Annotated in this window: 16 protein-coding genes and 1 other annotated feature; of the genes, 3 read left to right on the top strand and 13 right to left on the bottom strand. The window is 57.3% G+C overall.

The window, feature by feature from the left end; genetic code table 11:
• Positions 1 to 8 precede the first annotated feature (8 nt).
• Genes ureC through COHPA_RS0121210 form a run of 3 tightly spaced genes read right to left on the bottom strand, consistent with a single transcriptional unit; the run spans position 9 to position 2,429 of the window.
• Positions 9 to 1,724 carry an urease subunit alpha gene (gene ureC / locus COHPA_RS0121220; RefSeq protein WP_156926717.1) on the bottom strand — a complete coding sequence of 572 codons (1,716 nt, stop codon included), beginning with the start codon at positions 1,722 to 1,724 and terminating at the stop codon, positions 9 to 11.
• Between the two features lie 19 nt (positions 1,725 to 1,743).
• Positions 1,744 to 2,109 carry an urease subunit beta gene (locus COHPA_RS0121215; protein ID WP_027088158.1) on the bottom strand — a complete coding sequence of 122 codons (366 nt, stop codon included), beginning with the start codon at positions 2,107 to 2,109 and terminating at the stop codon, positions 1,744 to 1,746.
• 17 nt (positions 2,110 to 2,126) lie between these two features.
• A complete protein-coding gene (locus COHPA_RS0121210) occupies positions 2,127 to 2,429 on the bottom strand; it encodes an urease subunit gamma (protein ID WP_027088157.1) in 303 nt (100 codons plus the stop codon).
• A gap of 300 nt (positions 2,430 to 2,729) precedes the next feature.
• Here COHPA_RS0121210 and ilvD point away from each other — a divergent pair, with 300 nt between their 5' ends.
• On the top strand, positions 2,730 to 4,418 hold the full coding sequence (ilvD, locus tag COHPA_RS0121205) for a dihydroxy-acid dehydratase (protein ID WP_027088156.1): 1,689 nt from the start codon (positions 2,730 to 2,732) through the stop codon (positions 4,416 to 4,418).
• A gap of 63 nt (positions 4,419 to 4,481) precedes the next feature.
• Here the strand turns inward: ilvD and COHPA_RS0121200 are convergent, their stop codons facing one another.
• From COHPA_RS0121200 to COHPA_RS0121175, 6 genes are all read right to left on the bottom strand, one after another.
• On the bottom strand, positions 4,482 to 5,627 hold the full coding sequence (locus COHPA_RS0121200; RefSeq protein WP_027088155.1) for a glycosyltransferase family 4 protein: 1,146 nt from the start codon (positions 5,625 to 5,627) through the stop codon (positions 4,482 to 4,484).
• A 27-nt stretch (positions 5,628 to 5,654) separates the two neighbouring features.
• Complete coding sequence (locus COHPA_RS0121195; protein WP_027088154.1) at positions 5,655 to 7,385, bottom strand: CotS family spore coat protein; 1,731 nt, start codon at positions 7,383 to 7,385, stop codon at positions 5,655 to 5,657.
• 96 nt (positions 7,386 to 7,481) lie between these two features.
• Positions 7,482 to 8,777, bottom strand: coding sequence for a UDP-glucose dehydrogenase family protein (locus COHPA_RS0121190; protein ID WP_027088153.1), 1,296 nt, complete (start codon positions 8,775 to 8,777; stop codon positions 7,482 to 7,484).
• A complete protein-coding gene (locus tag COHPA_RS0121185; protein WP_027088152.1) occupies positions 8,774 to 9,751 on the bottom strand; it encodes a sugar phosphate nucleotidyltransferase in 978 nt (325 codons plus the stop codon). The genes COHPA_RS0121190 and COHPA_RS0121185 overlap by 4 nt, the downstream gene beginning before the upstream one ends.
• A 437-nt stretch (positions 9,752 to 10,188) precedes the next feature.
• Positions 10,189 to 10,332, bottom strand: coding sequence for a hypothetical protein (locus COHPA_RS25885; RefSeq protein WP_169733288.1), 144 nt, complete (start codon positions 10,330 to 10,332; stop codon positions 10,189 to 10,191).
• A gap of 46 nt (positions 10,333 to 10,378) precedes the next feature.
• A complete protein-coding gene (locus COHPA_RS0121175) occupies positions 10,379 to 11,698 on the bottom strand; it encodes a polysaccharide deacetylase family protein (protein WP_156926716.1) in 1,320 nt (439 codons plus the stop codon).
• 161 nt (positions 11,699 to 11,859) lie between these two features.
• Between COHPA_RS0121175 and COHPA_RS0121170 the strand changes: the two genes are divergently transcribed.
• The gene (locus COHPA_RS0121170; protein WP_245590316.1) at positions 11,860 to 13,008 is read left to right on the top strand and encodes an AI-2E family transporter; all 1,149 of its coding nucleotides are present in this window, start codon (positions 11,860 to 11,862) and stop codon (positions 13,006 to 13,008) included.
• Here COHPA_RS0121170 and COHPA_RS0121165 read toward each other — a convergent pair.
• A complete protein-coding gene (locus COHPA_RS0121165) occupies positions 12,950 to 14,776 on the bottom strand; it encodes a peptidoglycan D,D-transpeptidase FtsI family protein (protein WP_027088148.1) in 1,827 nt (608 codons plus the stop codon). The genes COHPA_RS0121170 and COHPA_RS0121165 overlap by 59 nt on opposite strands.
• A gap of 129 nt (positions 14,777 to 14,905) precedes the next feature.
• Positions 14,906 to 15,141: a binding site (T-box leader), on the top strand.
• A gap of 53 nt (positions 15,142 to 15,194) precedes the next feature.
• On the opposite strand from COHPA_RS0121165, the gene tyrS reads away from it, so the two are divergent.
• Positions 15,195 to 16,484 carry a tyrosine--tRNA ligase gene (gene tyrS, locus COHPA_RS0121160; protein WP_027088147.1) on the top strand — a complete coding sequence of 430 codons (1,290 nt, stop codon included), beginning with the start codon at positions 15,195 to 15,197 and terminating at the stop codon, positions 16,482 to 16,484.
• A gap of 117 nt (positions 16,485 to 16,601) precedes the next feature.
• Here tyrS and COHPA_RS0121155 read toward each other — a convergent pair whose 3' ends face one another.
• The 3 genes from COHPA_RS0121155 to COHPA_RS0121145 all read right to left on the bottom strand — a co-directional run bounded on the left by COHPA_RS0121155 (position 16,602) and on the right by COHPA_RS0121145 (position 21,131).
• Complete coding sequence (locus COHPA_RS0121155) at positions 16,602 to 18,716, bottom strand: methyl-accepting chemotaxis protein (protein ID WP_027088146.1); 2,115 nt, start codon at positions 18,714 to 18,716, stop codon at positions 16,602 to 16,604.
• Between the two features lie 192 nt (positions 18,717 to 18,908).
• Positions 18,909 to 20,168, bottom strand: coding sequence for a peptidase U32 family protein (locus COHPA_RS0121150; protein WP_027088145.1), 1,260 nt, complete (start codon positions 20,166 to 20,168; stop codon positions 18,909 to 18,911).
• A gap of 27 nt (positions 20,169 to 20,195) precedes the next feature.
• Positions 20,196 to 21,131 carry a peptidase U32 family protein gene (locus tag COHPA_RS0121145; RefSeq protein WP_027088144.1) on the bottom strand — a complete coding sequence of 312 codons (936 nt, stop codon included), beginning with the start codon at positions 21,129 to 21,131 and terminating at the stop codon, positions 20,196 to 20,198.
• Between the last annotated feature and the right edge of the window lie 71 nt (positions 21,132 to 21,202).

Genomic DNA, 21,202 nt, shown 5'->3' with positions numbered 1-21,202 from the left:
ATCGATCGTCAGAACAGAAAATAACGCTGCGCCATCGGCAAGACGGTCGCCGGCTCGCAGGTCGCAAGCTCGCCGTCCACCGTTACTTTGTAAGTATCCGGATCCACATGGATGTCCGGCGTGGCGTCGTTGTGGACCATATCCTTCTTCCCGATGTTCCGGCAGTTCTTCACCGGCTCGACGCGTTTCTTCAACCCGAGCTTCTTGGCGATGCCGCGATCGTATGCCGCCTGAGAGACGAAAGTGATAGAGCTTTTAGAGAGCGACCGTCCGTACGACGCGAACATCGGCCTGCCGAACACCGGCTGCGGCGTCGGGATCGAGGCGTTCGGATCGCCCATCTGCGCATACGCGATGCTCCCGCCCTTGAGCACCAAATCCGGCTTGACGCCGAAAAAGGCAGGCGACCATACGACGACGTCCGCGAACTTGCCGGGCTCCAGCGATCCGACGAGATGAGAGATCCCGTGCGCGATGGCGGGGTTGATCGTATATTTCGCGACGTACCGCTTAATGCGCCCGTTGTCTCCGTCCTCTCCGTCCTCCGGCAGCTGCCCGCGCTGGGCTTTCATCTTGTCCGCCGTCTGCCACGTTCTGATGACGACTTCCCCGACTCTCCCCATCGCCTGCGAATCCGAGCTGATGATGCTGAATGCGCCTAGATCGTGAAGAATATCCTCCGCCGCGATCGTCTCCGGCCGGATGCGCGAATCCGCGAACGCGACGTCCTCGGGAATGCGGCTGTCCAAATGGTGGCATACCATCAGCATGTCGAGATGCTCCTCGATCGTGTTGACCGTGAACGGCCGCGTCGGGTTCGTCGAAGACGGGATGATGTTCGGCTCGCCGGCCGCGCGAATGATATCCGGAGCGTGGCCGCCGCCGGCGCCTTCCGTGTGGTACGTATGAATCGTGCGTCCGCCGATCGCCCGAAGCGTATCCTCCACGAATCCCGCTTCGTTGAGCGTATCGGTATGTATGGCGACTTGAACGTCATACGCATCCGCCGCGGACAGGCATGCGTCTATCGCTGCGGGCGTCGTCCCCCAATCCTCGTGAAGTTTCAGTCCGATCGCGCCCGCTTCGATCTGCTCGACGAGAGGCGGCAACGTTGACGCGTTGCCTTTGCCGAGAAAGCCGAGATTCATCGGGAACGCTTCGGCCGCCTCCAGCATGCGCTGCAGATGCCAAGCGCCCGGCGTGCACGTCGTCGCGTTCGTGCCGGTCGCCGGTCCCGTGCCTCCGCCGATCATCGTCGTCACGCCGGACGACAGCGCCGTCTCGATCTGCTGCGGGCAGATGTAATGGATGTGCGTGTCGATGCCGCCCGCCGTCACGATCTTCCCTTCTCCTGCGATGACTTCCGTGCTCGCCCCGACGATCAAGCTCGGATGAACGCCTTCCATAATGTCCGGATTGCCCGCCTTGCCAATGGCTACGATGTAACCGTCCTTCAATCCGATGTCTCCCTTGACGATTCCCGTATGATCGATAATGACGGCGTTCGTGATGAGCGTGTCGATCACACCGGCATCCCTGACGGCGCGACTCGATTGGCCCATGCCGTCGCGGATCACTTTGCCTCCGCCGAACTTGCACTCGTCCCCGTACACGGTATGGTCGTGCTCGATGACGGCCCACAGTCCGGTGTCCGCCAACCTTATCGCATCGCCTGTCGTCGGGCCGAACATATCCGCGTAATGCTGCCGATCCATGCGCATGATGCGCCCCTCCCCGCCTACGCTATTCGCCGAGCGCCTGCCATTCGGCCAGCCGCTTCGCTACGGACTTCGATCGTTTGCCTGAAACCGATCCGTTCGATATTCCGTTTAATCCGAAGCTTTCCTTCGTGCCCGACAGCTCCGTCAGCTCGACCGGCTTCTCTTCGCCCGGCTCGAACCGAATCGCCGTGCCTGCCGGGATATTAAGCCGCATGCCGTACGCCTCGGTCCGATTAAAGCGCAAAGTCCGGTTCACCTCGAAAAAATGAAAATGAGACCCCACCTGAACCGGCCGGTCCCCCGCGTTGTTCACGAGGAGCGTAACCGTCCGTCTGCCGGCATTCAGTTCGATCATTCCGGCTTTCGCCAATATTTGTCCCGGAATCATGCGCCACCCTCTCTTCGTTAAGAAATCGGCCGATGTACCGTCACAAGCTTCGTACCGTCCGGGAACGTCGCCTCTACCTGCACCTCATGGATCATCTCGGGAATGCCCTCCATGACTTGGTCGCGAGAGAGCAGCGACGTCCCGTAAGCCATCAGCTCCGCTACGGATTTGCCGTCTCGCGCGCCCTCCATGATCGCGGAAGTAATGAGCGCGACGCTTTCCGGATAGTTAAGCTTCACGCCCCGCGCCAGCCGCCGCTCCGCCAAATCCGCGGCAACCGTAATGAGCAGCTTCTCTTTCTCGCGTTCCGTCAGATTCATCCTCCAGCTCCTCCTTGACAAAATTGAGTCTTCGTCGGGCTCGAACGAACTCACCCTCGCAACTTTCTTCCATTATAGAAAAGGCACAAGCGCAAGTAAACCACTTTATGTAATGTTTTATGACATAAAGTAGCGAATGTTTGTAATTTCCTATGGAATGTTGACTAATACATAACACATATATAACATTACTATTCCGCCTTTTCCCGCCTATCCTCTTACTGGTCAACTCCTCTATTTCTATGATAAACTCAAGGATAAGACTTACAGGATAATTCCTTGAAAGAGAGGGTCAACCCGATGTCCGACAGGAAAAAAATGCGTTCAGACATGATTACCAAAGGCTTCGATCGCGCTCCTCACCGCAGCTTGCTGCGTGCGGCGGGCGTTAAGGAAGAAGATTTCGGCAAACCTTTCATCGCGGTATGCAATTCTTACATCGACATCGTGCCGGGTCACGTCCACCTGCAGGAATTCGGCAAAATCGTTAAAGAAGCGATCAGGGAAGCCGGCGGCGTTCCTTTCGAATTCAATACGATCGGCGTAGACGACGGCATCGCCATGGGCCACATCGGCATGCGCTACTCCCTCGCGAGCCGCGAGATCATCGCCGACTCCGTCGAGACGGTCGTTAATGCGCACTGGTTCGACGGCATGGTCTGCATCCCGAACTGCGACAAAATCACGCCGGGCATGCTGATGGCTGCCCTGCGCATCAATATTCCGACGATCGTCGTCAGCGGCGGTCCGATGAAAGCCGGCCGTACGAGCGACGGACGGGCGATCTCGCTCACTTCCGTATTCGAAGGCGTCGGCGCATACATGTCCGGCAAGATCGACGAGAAGAGCTTGACCGAGCTCGAGCAATACGGCTGCCCGACTTGCGGCTCCTGCTCCGGCATGTTCACGGCGAACTCGATGAACTGTCTGTCCGAAGTGCTCGGACTCGCGCTGCCGGGCAACGGCACGATTCTCGCCGTCGCTCCGGAACGCAAGGAATTCGTTAAGCGATCCGCGCGCCAGTTGATAGAACTCATTAAGAAAGACATCAAGCCTCGCGACATCGTGACGAAGAACACGATCGACAACGCGTTCGCGCTCGACATGGCGATGGGCGGCTCCACGAACACCGTGCTGCACACGCTCGCGCTTGCGCACGAAGCGGATATCGATTATCCGATCGAGCGCATTAACGAAGTCGCGAAGAAGGTCCCTTACCTGTCCAAGCTTGCGCCGGCTTCCGATCACCACATCGAAGACCTGCACAACGCGGGCGGCGTCAGCGCGATCATCAACGAGCTGCTGAAGAAAGACGGCGCCCTGTTCGGCGACGAGCTGACGGTAACCGGCAAGACGCTCCGCGAGAACGTCGCCGGCTGCGAAATCACGGACCACAGCGTAATCCGTCCGATCGACGATCCGCATACGAAGGAAGGCGGATTGTCCGTTATGTTCGGCAACCTTGCACCGAACGGATCGATCATCAAAGTCGGCGCCGTTGACAAATCCGTCGGAGGCTACCACCGCGGCCCTGCCATCTGCTTCGACTCGCAAGACGAAGCGCTCGCGGGAATCGCTAACGGCAAAGTCAAGGAAGGCCACGTCGTCGTCATCCGCTACGAAGGACCGAAGGGCGGGCCTGGCATGCCTGAGATGCTCGCTCCAACGTCGCAAATCGTCGGCATGGGCCTCGGAACGAAAGTCGGCCTCATTACCGACGGCCGGTTCTCCGGCGCATCGCGCGGCATCTCGATCGGCCACGTCTCTCCGGAAGCGGCCGAAGGCGGTCCGATCGCTTTCGTGCACGACGGCGATATGATCGAACTCGACATGAACAACCGCAAGATCACGCTGGAAGTGAGCGACGAAGAACTCGAGAAGCGCCGCTCGGAATGGAAAGGCTTCGAGCCGAAGATCAAACGCGGCTATCTCGCCCGCTACTCCGCTCTCGTGACGAACGCGAGCCGCGGCGGCGTTATGAAGATGTAACTCCATCACTCATTAATACAAACGGTTGGGCAGCGATTATGACTGCCCAACCGTTTTTTGTACTTATACCGCTTCCCACACATCCATAATTTCGCGCGCGACGCGATCCCACGTGAAATGCCTTTCGACGAGCTGTCTGCCGCGCATCCCCATCTGTCTCGCGCCGTCGATGTCGGACAATAACGCGTTAAGATGGCTCGCGTATTCGAGAGGATCGTTCGGATCTTGAATGAGAATGCCGTTGCCTCCGTGAATGACTTCCGGGTTGCCGCCTCTGGCCGTCGTGAGGAACGGCAAGCCGGCCGCCATCGCTTCGAAGTGAACTCTCGCGAGAGGCTCCTCCCAGATCGACGTGCAGACGAATACGTCACCCGCATAAAACCAACGGTGGACCTCATGGGCCGGTACGTAGCCTGTCAAGAGGACGGGGAGCTTGGATCTGGCGGCAAGCGCCCGCATGTAGCTGACGTAATCGCTGAACGCCGTTTCGTTGTGATACCAGGTTCCGCCGACGATGACTAGCACGGCGTCGCTATGCCCGACTTGCTCCAACGCCTTAATGAGCACGTGAGGTCCTTTGTTGCGGGTCAGACGGCCGACGAACAGAATGACCTTCTTACCGGATAGACCATGCTGTTCGCGCAAGCTTTCTCTCGCCTGCCTCGTCTCGTCGGACATCAGCCAGGGCGTGAATCTCGATAAGTCGACCCCCGAGTAGATCGTCCGCACTTTCGGCGCCGCCTCCGGATAATATCCGCAGATCGAATGGCCGATGTAATTGCTGATCGTGACGATCTTCTCGGTCTGCCCGATGACTTCGCCGCCTTCGCCGATCGTTATTTTCTCCGGCTTGAACATGTCGTTGTGCATGCTCAGGAACAATCGCGCTTCGGGCGCCGCTTGGCGAACGGCCGCCACGAGCTTGGGCCGGTTGAAGATATGGATGACGTCGTACTTCTCCTGTGTCCCGCGCAAATAATCGAATACGTTCTGCATGTACTGCTCGAAGGAATCGTCGGAACGAACCCGCACGTAATGAACGCCGTCCACGGTTTCGACGTCCGGCAAGTCCGGGTCGGTTCGGCCTAGTATCGTAAGGCGGTGCCTGCGGCCGATCATCGGCGCGACGCCGCATATATACGTTTGTATCGCTCCGCCTCTAATATTGGGAACCGGCAGCTTCTCCGTGCAAATCATTAATACGTTCAACCGAAACTCTCCTTTCCGTAACTCGCCTTAGGCACGTCTGACCGCTTTTCTTACCTTCCTGCGACCGGCTTTGCGCCTTCTGACGACGTTCAACCGCTTGCGCGCGACAAGCTTCTTCGGCTTGGCTTTGCGGCGCGTCGCCGAACGGACGGCCGGTTTCGCTTGCGTTCGGCGACGCGGCCGAACGCCGGTGCGGCGACTAGCGAGCCGCTTGCGCCGCCGCGGAGTCCGGTTCGACCGTTGCACGGCTCTCCTCGGCAGGACGATCGCAGGAATATCCGTTGCGGGAGGAACGGGCCTCCGCTCTGCATGCGCCGGGTTCGGAGCCGGAGCAACGGTCGCGACTGGCGTCGCGCCTTGCGGTTCGGACGCGAGAGGCGAACCGTAGATCGGTCCGCCGACATCGGCATCGGCGACCGAAGCGATTTCCGGAAGAACGACAAGCGCCGATTCCTCCTTTGCGGGTGCGATCGAATCCGCCTTTTCGCTCGTGACGCTCAGCACGCTCGGAACACTCGGGACGCTCGGCACACCTGGAACGCTCGGAACGCTCGGATCGAGCTGCAAACCGAACGGCTCCAAGGCGCTTCCAACGCTCTCGCGCATCCAAGGTGCCGTTCGCGCTTCTGCCGGCACTTCCTCGTAATCCCCCGGAGCGTAGCTCTCCGCCTCGCGTTCCAGCTCAGCCAGCGCCGCCTGCTTGCTCTCTTGGGTCGCGATCACGCGTTCTAGGATCGGCCCCATCTCCGTGTTCATGAACAGCAGCGGATCGAAAATCATTTCCTTGATATGTTTATAAAACTCGTTCGGGAACATCATATCGATCACAAGCAGTTCGTACGTTTCGCGGTCGATCGGATTCGCGCCGTGATAAGCCTGAATGAGCCTCCTCATAATCGCCGGATCCCATACGCCCATATCGTCCATCATGCTCGTGATCATTTTCCGCAGGTCCCGTATCGGAAAATCGTAAGCGACGCCGTCCAGGTCGATGACCCAGATGCCGCCTTCCCCAACCTGACCGTTCGAAAACCCGTAGTCTTGATGGACTAATCCCCAGTAGGGGTCGCCTTTGACGACCATTCGGCGGAAGCTCGAGTTCTCGAATTTGGCAAGCGCTTCCTTCGCCTGACTCTCGAATTGATCGACGACGGAGAGCAGCTGCCCGCTGCCGGCGGCATCCGGATAAGCTTTGGCCAAATCCCTCATCCATCCGATTTTCTCGATCATTTTCGAATAGTACTTCGGCCAGTGGTGTATTCTCGACTTTTGCTGCGCGAACTCGGGAGGGACATAACCGCGGGACGCGCGATGAAACTCTCCGAGCCCGAATACTAAGGACTCGGCGCCTTCGATGTCGACTTTGGAGGCGGGAACGAGCGAGATCCAATCGGTCACGATCCACAGCTTATGGCCTGCTTCTACGTACAACTGGCCGCTCTTCGTCTTGATCAACGCCGGAACGCGCGCCCCTTGCTCGACTAACCACTGCTGCGCATAAACGCAGAAAAGGCTTCTCCTCGGCTCGCGATGCAGCACCTTCAAGCTTCGGGGGCCTTTGTCGGTCATTATCCGCCAGATCGCGCCGCCTTTATCCGGTTTGGACGTGATCAAGGTCATCTCGCTGACTTGCATATCGTACTGAGCGATGACCTCATGAGCAACGCGCTCGATTTCCGGGGGAATGTAAAACTCTCGATCTACTCCGATCGGAACCGATTCGTCATGGTCCCACGGAACGATTCGATACTCCTCCACCTGCATCTCCTCCAGCCCCATATACTATCCTACGCTTAACCCAGTATATGGAGGCGGATGGGGCATGGCTTGGGTTATCGCCACCCCAGGCTTTCTTTAGTGGCTGCCGATCCCGTAATAATCGTAACCGGACTGAATCAAGCTTCGGCCGTCCAGCGCGTTGCGGCCGTCGAAGACGATGTGTCCGTTCAACAACGGCTTCATAGGGAGCCAATCGATCTCGCGGTATTCGGGCCATTCCGTACACAGAATGACGGCGTCGGCGCCCTGCAGCGTCTCCCCGATCGTGTCGGCTTGCTGAACGCCTAACGCCCGGAAGTGAACGGGAAGCACGGCGATCGGATCATGAACGCGAACCTTCGCTTGACGCGACAGAAGCTCGGATATCACAACGAGCGAAGGCGCCTCGCGCAGATCGTCCGTATGAGGCTTAAAGGAGAGACCGAGGACGGCAACCGTCGCTTTCTTGAACGCGGAGGGCATGACCTTCTCCCAGACGTCCAAGGCGTATAGAGGCTGCGTACGGTTCACTTTCGCCGCATGCTCGATAATCGTGAGGCTCTTCCGGTTGGAGTTGGCGGTATGCAGTAAAGCATCGACGTCTTTAGGGAAGCACGAGCCGCCATAACCGATGCCCGCCTTCAGGAACATCGCGCCGATTCGAGGGTCGAGACCGATCCCGTAGGCGATTTCCGAGATGTCGATTTCTAGTCCGTCGCATAACCTCGCCAACTCGTTAATGAACGATATTTTAGTCGCCAAAAAGGCGTTCGAAGCATATTTAATCATGATAGCTGCCTTCGGATTCGTCACGATGATCGGGCAGTCCAACTTCTCGTACAACGACAACAGACGCTGCGCCGCCTCCTCGCTGTCGCTGCCGACGACGATGCGATCGGGGGCAAGCGCATCCGCGACCGCGGACCCTTCGCGCAGAAACTCCGGATTGACGACGACGTCGAACGGAATCGGCCTCGTCTGCTTGCTTGCGATCCATTCGCTCACCCGCTCGTCGACGCCGACCGGCACCGTGCTCTTGATGACGACCAGCGTCTGCTCTCGCATGTACTTCCCGATCCATTCCGATGCTTGTTGGATCGCGAACAGATTCGCGCTACCGTCCGAATTCGACGGGGTGCCTACGCACAAGAAAATGATCGCGTGCTCTTCGATCGCCGCTTGCTCGTCTTGAACGAAGCGAATCGTCTGCTCCTGCAGATGCCGCTGCAGCAGCGGCTCCATGCCCCTTTCGTAGAACGGCAAATGGCTTTGATTCAACAAGGCGATCTTGGCGGCATTCGAATCGAATCCGGTCACCTGTATGCCCAACTCGGCGAACATGATCGCGGTCGTAATGCCTACATAGCCCGTACCCATGATTAAGATGCTCATCGGGAAGCCTCCATGCGATTGATATAGAGCGAATGTCTAGGACTGACGATCGCGTGCCGAATGATCTTGTTCATGACGCCTACGCCCGCAAGCACGATGCTGTCGGTGACGACGCAATCCCTTAGCCGGACGTATGGACCGATCGAGACATAAGGGCCGATGACGCAATTCTCGATTTCGGCTTCGTCATCCACGATAACCGGGCCGTGAACCACGCAGCCAGACGAAGTCAACCGTTCGTACGTGCCGTTCTCGCCCGCCGACTGACGAAGAACCCATCGATTGGCGCTCAACCATCGATCGGGCCTGCCGACATCCGAGTGCTCCATTGTCGTTACCCGATAGGAGATCGAAGCGTTCTCCCGCAGCAGCCAATTCAGCGCGTCCGTAATCTCGTATTCTCCTCGCGCCGACGGGGCTATCTCGTTAACGGCATCGAACGCCCGCGGGCCGAAAGCATAGGCGCCAAGCACGGCCAAGTTCGTCTTCGGGGTTGACGGCTTCTCCTCAAGCCCTACGATTCTGTCTCCCTCGATCTGCGCGATTCCGTAATCCTGCGGGTTGGACACTTCCCCGAGCAGAAGCGCGGCGTCGCGACGTTCATGCAAGATGGAATCTCTTAGCCTCTCGAGCGAATCCTCGATCATGTTGTCCCCGAGCAGCAGGAGGAACGCTTCGTTCCGGATGAAGTCGGCTGCCCGTTTGACGGCATCCGCGATGCCCTGGGGATGGTGCTGATAGACGTACCGAATGCGAACGCCCCAACGGGAGCCCTCGCCGACTTGCTTCATGAACATCGATTTGTGGACAGGTTGAATGACGATGCCGATCTCATCAATCCCGAGTTGGGCGAGCTTTTCGATGCAGTAATGCACGATCGGTTTATTCGCGACCGGAAGCAGCACTTTCGGCGTCACGCGCGTAAACGGATGAAGTCTCGTCCCGTTTCCGGCGCCCAGAATTAAGCCTTTCATCCGCATTCTCCCTCAGCGTATAAGCAGGATGAACTTCTCCACCATTCGTAATGGTGATATTAAGCTATGTTCGATTCGGCAAACCTGCAAGGGCTAGTATCGACGCTCCGCAAAATAGTCTATTTAAAGTTGTATTCGCCTAGGACCAAGAAAAGCGCTGAGCCATACTATACGAGTGAGTGCATAACGCTTTATCATACTGGAGGTATGAACCGAACATGGATGCGAAAGAAATCGTTAGCCGATATTTAGAATCGAACCCGGACATCGCAGAAGTTCAAATCGAATACAAAGACGGAAGCACAGCGGATTTCGAGTTGGATGCGGAGGGCGTGTCCCAAGAGTCCGCGATCGCTTCTTTGCTGGGCTCCGTAAACTGGGACGAAGTCGAGGAAGTCGAGGTCGAGTTCGCGAACGGGGACAAAGACGAAATCGACTTAGAGCCGGATGACGACGATGATGACGACGATGATGACGATGACGACGATGATGACGATGACGATGACGATGACGACGATGATGACGATGACGATGATGACGATGACGATGACGACGAGCAAACAACATAAATAAATTTGCAAAAAAGGACCCCTCAGGCACTAACCTGAGGGGTCTTCGCATAGAATCCTATTTGTGCAAAAGCGGACGCAAATGGCGTCTGGCGTCCGGGTCGACGGCCCAACGCTGAAGGATGTCCCGGGACATCAGAAGCATGCGGGGCTCCAGCGACTGACCGTGCTCTTTGACGCGTTCGTTGCCCGAAGGATGAATGACGCGAATGAGGATTCGCAAATAAATGTTCGTGGCCCAGGCGAACAAGCCGCGAGGAAGATCGAAGACTTGGAACCCGAGCGACTCGGCTCCGCGATGGATCATCGAAACTCCGTACAGCGCCTTTACCTTATCTCCGTTCGGGATGACGCTCAATTGCTTGCCTAGGTCGGGCAGCGCTTTCTCTACTTCGCGAATGATCCGTATGCCGATCTGCATCGTATTCCGCGCGTTCATTCCCATCTCGAACATCATCTTGTTCTCGAAATGAATCTCCATGATCGAATCGCCCGAACGCAGCGTCACGGCATTATGCAGCTCGACCGGCGGTCCCGCGTACTTGCGAACGCGATAATTGAATGATTTGCCGTCGCCGACCGGTTGCAGCCGGAACACGACGTGGAACAGCTTCTCGTATTGCAGCCACAGCGATACGACAACTTTCTTCAGCAGGCCGATTTTGCTTCGGCGAGCCTCCGTCGACGCGATCAGCTCGTCGATGCCGACGAACTTCAGTCCCTGCTCCCGGCCGTCTTCCAATATCCGCGACAACGCCGCGATCGTATGGGCCGGCGCATCGCGATCCGCCCCGAAGGTCGTGCCGCAATCGTGCAGCAAGAATACCTCGCCCGGCTTCAGCTTGCTTCTCATCCGGCGGTACAGCTTGTCGGCGCCGACTTTCGCGCTCCAATCCCCGAACATCGACGTCCACAGCACGATCTGAACCCGGCCTTTGGACGCGAAGTCGAACAAGTTCACGATACCCCAAGGCGGACGGTAGTACTTCGGTTTCGTACCGGTTATTCGTTCGATCACGTCGGACGTGCGCTGTATTTGCTTTTTCACCGCGCTTGGCCGCATGAACCAGTTCGAATTGTGGACGTAGTTATGAATCGCCAGAAGATGACCTTCCTCGTGAATGCGGGCGATAATGTCCGGATGCTTCTCCGCGTTCTCCCCGACGACGAAGAACGTCGCTTTCGCGCCGCGACTCTTCAACAAATCGAGCAGTTTCGGCGTATACTCGGGGTCAGGACCGTCATCGAAGGTCAAAGCGATTTCCGTCTCGGATTTGCCCCGCATGAACACCCTAAAACCGAAAAGCCGGCTGACGATCGCCGGCAAAAAGGCGTAAAAAGTCAAAAAATAAATCCCGAACCACAGTATAAGTTCCATGCCTATCCTCACCGTCTTGATCGCAATCATGATTTTTCCGTGTCGGTATGCTCCCTCTATTCTATCATAATCGCTCATGAATGGGTGTCCAGTAGGCATCTTTTTTAGATTCATGTACAATAGCAATTAGTGGGATACATACTAGTTTAAGTGGAGAATAGGTGGAATTGCAGATGATCTCGTTGTATCAGAAATATTGGCGCACCGCGTTCGACATCGCGGTCATTTTCGTGACGGTATGGCTTGTCATGTACGTTTTCAGCTTTTTGTACGACTTGGCGACTCCGGTGTTCCTCTCGTTCGTCGTCTTCTGGATCATCGAACCGCTCGCGCGGCTGCTGAACCGTCTTGGGCTGCGCAAATCGATCGCCTCCGGGATCAGCGTGCTGCTGTTTACGCTCATCATTTTGGCGGCTTTTATCGGACTCGGTTTTATTTTCACCCAACAAGTGACCCAACTGGCGGATAATCTCCCGGAATATCAAAAGCTTCTTCAAGCGCAGATCAACGATTTCACTTCGGGAATGAAAGGACATACAGACGCGCTCCCTCCGGACATCGCCGAGAAGTTGAACGACGCGACCGGATTCGTGACGGAGCAAGGCGCGGACTTGGCCCGCAAGTTTCTGAATTGGCTCGTCGGCGCGCTGACCTCGTTCTCCTCATTCGTATTCAACTTCTCGATCGCCATCATCCTTGCTTACTTTCTGAGCGTCGAAATCGACACGTGGAAAAGGCTGGGCAGAGACCGGGCGCCTAGAACGCTCAAGATCGCTTTGGAGTTCCTGCGCAATAACGTCTTTCGCGGCATCGGCGTCTATCTGAAAGCGCAGGGTATGCTGATCAGCATTACGTTCCTGATCATTTTCATTACGCTATTGGCGTTAGACGTGAACAATGCGTTCTCCATCGCGCTGCTGGCCGGCATATTCGACGTACTGCCGCTGCTCGGGGTGAATACGCTGTTTATCCCTTGGATCGCGTATTTGTTCTTCACCGGAGACAACGAGCTAGGCTTGTGGCTGACCGGCCTCCTCATCGTCGTTACGGTGTCCAGGCAGCTACTCGAGCCGCGCATCACCGGACAGACAGTCGGCGTGTCGGCGTTCACGATGCTGGCGTTCATGATGATCTCGCTGTCGCTGTTCGGCGTCGCAGGGATGATCCTCGCTCCGATTCTGATGATCTTGCTAAAGGCGCTATACGATCAAGGGTATTTCCACCAATGGATTCGCTGGCCGAAAGAGGAATTCACCGTTCCTCCGCTTGCGCCGCAGAACGCAGCTCCAGAAGGCGAAGCTGCTCCATGATCGCGCCGAACACTTCGGCCGCGCGATTGCGCAAGCCCGAGGGCTGATCCTCCAGCAATACGGCAACCGCATATCGAGGTTTACCTTTCGCAGGCCCGTAACCGACGAACCAATGGTCGTTACGGGCTTGCTGTCTGCCTGCCAGCTCCGCCGTTCCCGACTTGCCCGCGAGCGGCCAAGACGCGCCTTTCAGCGCTCCTTGCGCCGTTCCTTCCTGCACGACTGCCCGCATTCCTTCTCTTAGGAGCGACGCGGTTCGCGGAAGGATTTGACCGTGCTTCGACTTGGACGCATGCACCGGGATAGCCGTCATCAGCGTGCCGTCCGCATAGCGAACGTCCTTGACGAGACGCGGGGAGAACACTTTGCCGTCATGCAGCACGGAGACGACCATATTCGCCGCCTGCAGCGGCGTGACGCGCACGTCCCGCTGCCCGATCCCCGTACCCGCGCGTAGGCCGCCGTCCTCCGCCAGCTTGCGGCTTAGGAATACCGCGCCGTTCTCTTCCTCCGGCATGAGCCGAAGAGGCGAACCGTCCACGAATCGGTCCGTATGCCAGCCGACCTGCCTAGCCAGTCCAAGCCGGTCCGCCGTAATTTGCAGCCATGCGGGGTCCATCCGTTCCGCCAACTGCGCGAACACGACGTTGCACGACTCCGCGTACGCTTCCTTCAGCGTGATCACGCCGTGGCCATCATGCTTCCAGCATTTGAGCCCGTATTTGCCGTAATGGCCGTTGCATATAAACTCCTCGTCCCAAGTCGCGATGCCGGATTCGATAGCGGCGGCAAGGGTGACCGTCTTGAACACGGAACCTGGAGGCTCCGCCTGCAGCGCGTGGTTGCGTTCGTCCGTACCGGATTCGCCGATCCGATACGGATTCAACCGGGGGAGAGACGCCATCGCCGCGATATCGGCATTCGCCGCGTCGAGAACGACGACGGCGCCCTTCCGGATGCGCTGATCCCGTAATATCCGCTCCGCCGCTTGCTGGATATCCAGATCGATCGTCGTTGTGACCTGGAGCGGATAATGGGGATTCGTCGGCTGAATCATGCGCAAGCCAAGCCCGTCAAGCGGCTGTCTCGTCCCGTCGGTCACCTGGATGACCGCCGTCGGACCGATCCCCTGAAGCAGCCGATCGAGCGATCGTTCGAGCCCCGCTCCGCCGATCGGCCGATTGATGGCCATGCGATGTTCTGTTAGCTGATTGCCATAGAGTTGCCGTACCCGTTCGGGATGCTGAGAGATATAGCCGATCGCATGCATCGGTTCGATGGAAGACGGATACCGGTTAACAACCGGCAATACCGCCACGCCTGTCAACTTGGCTTCGTTGACCGCTTTGATCTGCGAATCGGATAAGTCGAGCGCGCGATTTACGCCGCGTTCCTTCCAGAATGCCGGCTCGCGAAGGCCCGCGAACCAATTCTCGAGCGTCGCCGGATCGACGTTCAATTCCTTCGCCACCTTCGCGGTGAATATCGACGCCCCTCTTGGCTTGCCGTCATCCGGGAAAGCCGCCAACGTCTGCACGGGCTCACCCGTAAGCAGGCGCCCCCGCCGGTCCCGGAACTGCCCTCTGCCGCTATCGAGAATAAGTCCGTCCGAGCGTTGCAGTACCGCGTTGTCGACGAGCGTGCTGCCCGCCGTCCGCGCTCCGCCGAAGCCAAGCTGCAGCCACGCGAGCCGCGCCTCCTCGACCCCGAAGACGACGGCGATGAACAGCAGCACATGGAACGCCCGCGTCGCCCATAACCGATTCATGTTTTCCTGCCTCCTGCTTGTCTGTTCGTTCAATACCATTATTCCCCAAGCGGTTACCCGCAGACTTCCGCCGTCGATTCCATTTGACAGAAGCGCAGGGAAGTGGTATAAAGTGTACTAATCGAATGACTGAAGGCCATGAAGGGAATCAGTAGCTGTCGTACCCGGAGGTACAGAGAGCCGGCGGTTGGTGCAAGCCGGTACTCCAGCGAGAGCGAATTACGTCCCGGAGCTTCTTTCGCCGAAACTGCCCGCTTTCTAGGCGCAGAAGGCAAAGACGGTTGCCCGCCGTTAACGGGCATGAGCGGAGAATCGCCGATCCGGCGTTCTCAACTAGGGTGGTACCGCGATGACTCGTCCCTGTCTATGACAGAGGCGGGTCTTTTTTGGTTATTATGAATACAAGGAGACAGGATCAATGATGAGCACGAATCACACGAACACGAGCAACGCTTTGCTGGAGGATTTGGAATTCCGGGGGCTTGTTCACCAGACGACGCACCGCGACGAGCTCGCCGCCAAGCTGCAGAAGGAGTCGGTTACCCTGTACGCCGGGTTCGACCCGACGGCGGACAGCCTCCACATCGGCCATCTGCTGCCGATCCTGGTATTGCGCCGCTTCCAACAGGCCGGACATAAGCCGATCGCCCTTGTCGGCGGCGGCACGGGTCTCATCGGAGACCCGAGCGGACGTACGACCGAACGCTCCCTGAATTCGGATGAGACGGTCGCATTATGGACGGAGCGCTTGAAAGGCCAATTGGCCCGCTTCCTCGATTTCAATGCGGCAAGCAATCCCGCCAACCTAGTGAGCAACTACGATTGGATTAAACCGCTGGACATTATTTCGTTCCTGCGCGACATCGGCAAAAACTTCACCGTCAACTACATGCTCGCCAAAGACTCGGTCGACTCGCGTCTTGCGAACGGAATTTCGTTCACGGAGTTCAGCTACATGATCCTGCAGGCATACGACTTCCAACAGCTTCACGTCAATCATGGCTGCTCCCTGCAAATCGGTGGAAGCGATCAGTGGGGCAACATTACCGCAGGTCTGGATCTCATCGGCAAAACGGGCGGCGGAGACGCGTTCGGCATGACCTTGCCGCTCGTCACGAAGAGCGACGGCAAAAAATTCGGCAAATCGGAATCCGGCGCGGTCTGGCTGGACCGCAGCAAAACGTCGGTGTATCAGTTCTACCAGTTCTGGATCAACACGGACGACGCGGACGTCGTGAAGTTCTTGAAGTACTTCACGCCGCTATCCAAAGAACAAATCGCCGAGCTCGAGACCGAAGTCGCCGAGCGCCCGGAGAAGCGCGCCGCTCAGCGCGAGCTCGCCCGCGAAGTCACTCGCCTCGTTCACGGCGACGACGGTCTGGAAGCCGCCGAGCGCATCACGCAAGCGCTATTCTCCGGCGACATTACGCAGCTTAACGAAGCGGAGCTCGTCGAGGCGCTGCAGGATATGCCAAGCGCAACGATCGAAGACGCGGAATCGTCCAGCCTGATGGACCTGCTCATCGCCGTGCAGGCCGCACCGTCCCGTAGACAGGCCCGCACGGACATCGAGAGCGGAGCCGTACTCGCGAACGGCAGCAAGGTGACGGACGCGAACGCGACGATTGCTAGAGAAGAACGCCTGCACGGCAAATTCATCGTCCTTCGCCGCGGGAAGAAAAACTACTATCTGGTGAAGTTCGCGTAATCGTCCGAGGCTGAGGTTTGTACGATTAATCGTACAAACCGGCGCATACCGCATAGTTCCCAACATACGCAAAACAAGGGCAGTCCCTATCGGGACTGCCCTTGACATGTCAACCTATTAAACCACCGTGAACCGGCTGAGCGCCTCTTTCAGCTTGCCGGATACCGCTTCAAGTCTGTTAGACAATTGCACGAGACCGTCGCTGATATTGAGCTGCTCGTTGCTGAGCGATGCGACCTGCTCGGACGTTGCCGACGATTCTTGAGCGACCGCGCTGACGTTGCTCATCGCGAGCGACAGCGTCGTCTGCGCCCCTTCCAGGTTGCGTACCGACTCGGTCGCATTTTCCAGACGCTGCACGAAATCGGTCATGTTGTCTTGAACGACGTAGAAAATTTGATTCGCCTCGCGTACCGACTCGATCTGCTCTTGGAAGATCGGATACGCCTCGGACAGCACGGATACCGTCTCGTCGATTTCCCGTTGGATTTTTTCCACGATCTCGCCGACGACGCCGATCGATTGCCTCGACTGATCCGCCAGCTTGCGAATTTCGTCCGCGACGACCATGAACCCTTTGCCGGCGGTACCGGCGCGAGCGGCTTCGATCGTTGCGTTAAGTGAAAGGATGTTCGTCTGCTTGGATACGTTGCCGAGAACGTCCAAGATTTTACGGATCGAACTCGTGCTTTCTTTGAGCTTGTCTACCTTGTCGACCATCGAACGGGTCATGTCTTCCGTCTGTCCCGTCTTCTGAATCAACGTGCCCATATACTCGGAGCCTTTGCGGCTCGCCTCTTCGACTTCGCCCGCCGATTGGCCCATCTGTACGTTAGAACTAATAACGGATTGAACCTGCGAGCCGATCTGAATCGTCAAGTCGGTGCCTTTCTCCGATTCGACGGCGAGGTTCGTAGCGCCGTTCGCGATCTCTTCGGTCGCCACGGCGATTTCCTTCGCCGCGCCTGCCGTTTTGCGCGAAGACTCCGTCAGAGCGACCGCCGTCTCGAGCACCTCTTGCGCGGACGCATTCGTCTGGCGAACGAGTCCGGTAATCTCTTCCATCATCCGGTTGAAGCTGTCGGACAGCTGGCCGATCTCGTCCTTCTTGCGGATATTGGAACGAACGGTGAGGTTGCCCTTCTCCCCTTCGTTCATAAGCGTACGCAGTTGCGCGAGCGGGCGTCCTACCGTCAGCATGACGATGAGACCGATGCCTGCCGCGATCAGAGCTGCAACGAGCGAGATGATCCATGTCAGCGTGCTGATCTGCTTAGCGTCTTTAACCATGTACGATACCGGGATATTGCCAATAAGCTTCCAGTCGTTGATCTCGATCAATCCCGCGGCGGACAGGTTGTCCGTGCCTTCAATGGAAACCGTGGACGCTTCCTCGACGCTCGGAATGCCGTATGAATACGAAGAGCCCATTGTCTCGGTGTCCGGTCCGTATACGATCGATCCTTCTTCCGAGACGATATACGTACTGCTTCCTTCTCCTAAGTCGACGCCCGCCATCTGGTCGGAAATTGCTTTGATCTTGATTTCCAAGATCAAGTAATACTCCTTGCCTTGGCTGAGCTTGCGTCCGACGGCAAACGTAGGCTCGTTGCGGGAACCGTCCAGTCCCTTAGCCATCGTCGGAACCCAATAAGCTCTACCGTTGCCTTCGTCGATCTTGGCCAAAAACGGCGCGTTCAAAACCGCGTCTTTATTCGTGGAGCTTCCCGTCGTGATGAACTGATCGCTCGGGTTTTTCGGAACGAGCGAAATCGTTTCATAGCTGCTGTCAGCCATGACGACGGCGTTCAGCTTATCGTTCAGCTTGCGGGCCGTGTCGAACAGCTCGTAGTCGTCCTTCGTGACTCCAAGCGTGCTCAAGTATCCCATAAAATCGCTATCCGTAATGAATTGCAGCGATGCCCTCTCGTACCCTTCAAGCAAGAGGCTCATTTTGCCGGCCGTCTGTGCGGTGGTCTGGGTCGTCGCATCCGCGACTTTCTGCTTAATGATCGAGCTGGATTTCGAATACGAGAACCATCCTAGACAGAGGACGCACGCGAGAATGCTGCAAAAAATAAGCAAGAATAGTTTCATGCCGACGGAACGAATCGGATTCTCGAGCTTCGTCCCCTTCAATTGCCCGCCGACCTTTTTAGAAAAAACGCTTACACTTTCGGCGCCTTTTTTCCAGTTAATCGAATCTACACGTTCTCGGAACGATTTCTTCATCTGTGTAACACCCTCTTCTTCGTAGTGACGACTGACATCGCTGTAATAAAAAGGACTTGTCGGAGTCTCCCTCATCCCCTCGGCAGATGAATGCCAAGGAATAACTTTAGAGAGACAATTCGACAAGTCCGAACTAAACTCCTCTTCATATTAAAAATAAATTAAAAATTTTTACGCGAAAAGTGAGTTATTTTATCCGATTTTCTTGCGCATGAGATCGAACGGCCGCACCGGGTGATCGACGGAGATCCGGATGCGCTGCAACGGATGCCGGGCGACCGTCAGCGGGTTGCCCGCCTCGTCCGTCAATTCGCCCACGAGCTGTTTGAAATGTCTGCCGCCCGGACCGATAAACTCGACTTCCATGCCAGGACGGAACGGGCTGCGTTGTTGGACGATCGCCGTTCCGGTCGCTTCGTCGTAGTCGGTCACGATGGCCGCGAAGTCGTAAGGCGCCGGTTTTTCTTCCGCTTCGTAAATATGCTCCTCGGCTCCCGGAACCGTGTAGAAGAAGCCGGTGTTGAGCGGACGGTTCGCGGCTTTGCCGATTTCGTCGACCCACTCCTGACGCAATTCATACGTCTCCGGATTGTCCATGTAAGCGTCGATCGCTTGGCGATAGGCGTTAACGACGGAGGCGACGTAATGAATGCTCTTCATCCGTCCTTCGATCTTGAAGCTATCGACGCCCGCGTCGATCAGATCGGGGATATGCTGGATCATGCACAGATCTTTCGAGCCCATCGTGAATAGATTCTGGCCGGGCTCCATGACGGAGGTTTCGTCCGCGTGCAGATCGTATTTCCAGCGACAAGACTGGCAGCAGCCCCCGCGATTCGAATCCCTGTCGGTAAAATGGTTGGAGAGGACGCAGCGCCCGGAAACCGACGAGCACATGGCCCCGTGAATGAACACTTCGAGCTCGATGTCCACCTTCCGTTTCATTTCGCGGATTTCATCCATCGTCGTCTCGCGGGCGAGCACGACCCGAGGAAGCCCTTCTTCTTTCCAGAATTGAACCGCTTGCCAGTTCATCGTCGATTGCTGCGTGCTCAGGTGGACTTCCAGCTTCGGCGCGACCTTCATCGCGACTTCCACGATCGCGGGATCGGCGGCGATGATAGCGGCGATTCCCGCTTTCTCGAGCTCGCGCAAGTAATCGGCGATGCCGTCTAAGTCTTCCTGGTGCGCATAGATATTCGTCGCGACGAACACCTTCGCGCCGTACTTGGCCGCGAACTCCACGCCCTCGCGCATTTCCTCGAAGCTGAAGTTGTCCGCGTTGGAGCGCAGGCCGTATTGCTGTCCGCCGATATACACCGCGTCCGCGCCGTAGTGAACCGCGAACTTGAGCTTCTCGAGATTGCCCGCAGGCGCGAGCAGTTCCGGCTTAGCGAGACGGTGACGCTTACCGTATCTCGATTTGACCTCTATCGTAGCAGGTTGTGACATCGTTGAATTTCCTCCTTCCTATTGCCTTTAATAAACTTGTTCTTTATACAAAAATCCGAATCCGAGCTCGCGGTCCGGGTTCTGAAGGTTGCGGATGGGCGCGAGCCACTCGTCATTGAAGCGGTATGCGCCGGGATCCTGCTGCCAGGCTTCCAGTGCCGCCCGATAGCTCTTAAGCACCGTTACATTATATTCGTCCGGCTTCAACAGCGGCTCTACGTAGAAGCTGTCAACGCCCGCTTCGAGCAACTCATCGAGCGCCTCGAGCAGACAAATATCGTCCGGACTCATGACATGGGTACCGTTCGCGTCCTCGTACACCGGGAACTTCTCGTCCGGCCGCTCGGTCTCGACGAGGAACAAGCCCTGGTCGGCTCCTTTTCGAATGAGCGTGGCGTCGCGTCCGATATGCTGGATGTAGCTTTCGAGCAAGTTGCGGTGGGAATGATAAATATTCGTCATTCCGTGCGCTTGGACTTGAAGCCCGATATCGATTCGGCTCCGGAGATCGGCGATCTCCTCGCCGTTCAGCTCGCGGGCAACGACCGCGCGAACGGCGCCGCGGCGAGCCCAGAACGAAGCTGCCGAAGAGTTCGTCCCCGTCATCTCTGCGTTCCAATGCAGCTTGAGCTCCGGCGCATGCTCGCGAGCGTTAATCAGCACGGCCGGATCGCCGAAGACGATGCCGTCCGCATGAGCTTCCTGCACGGCGCGCAAGTACGCCGGCAAATCGCGCAACTCGTCGTTGCGGAATAGCTTATTGACGTTCACGTAGGCTTTCGCGCCTAATCGATGAGCGGCCGCGACGGCTTCCGGCAATTGATCGGCGCCGATATCGCCGGGTTGCCGCATGCCGAACTTCGCTTCTCCGATAAGAACTGCCGAAGCGCCGGCTTGTATATAGCGTTCGAGTTGCTCGATTGATCCTGCGGAGACGAGCAGTTCGGGAATGGTCGATGTCATTGTACAATTCACCTCTCAAATCTGAAGCCCGGCACGCGACTAACGACGCGCCTGATCGCAGGCGCTTGCGT

This window comes from Cohnella panacarvi Gsoil 349 (assembly GCF_000515335.1).
GTDB classification, from domain to species: Bacteria; Bacillota; Bacilli; order Paenibacillales; family Paenibacillaceae; genus Cohnella; species Cohnella panacarvi.
This window is presented reverse-complemented; position numbering and strand designations above follow the sequence as displayed.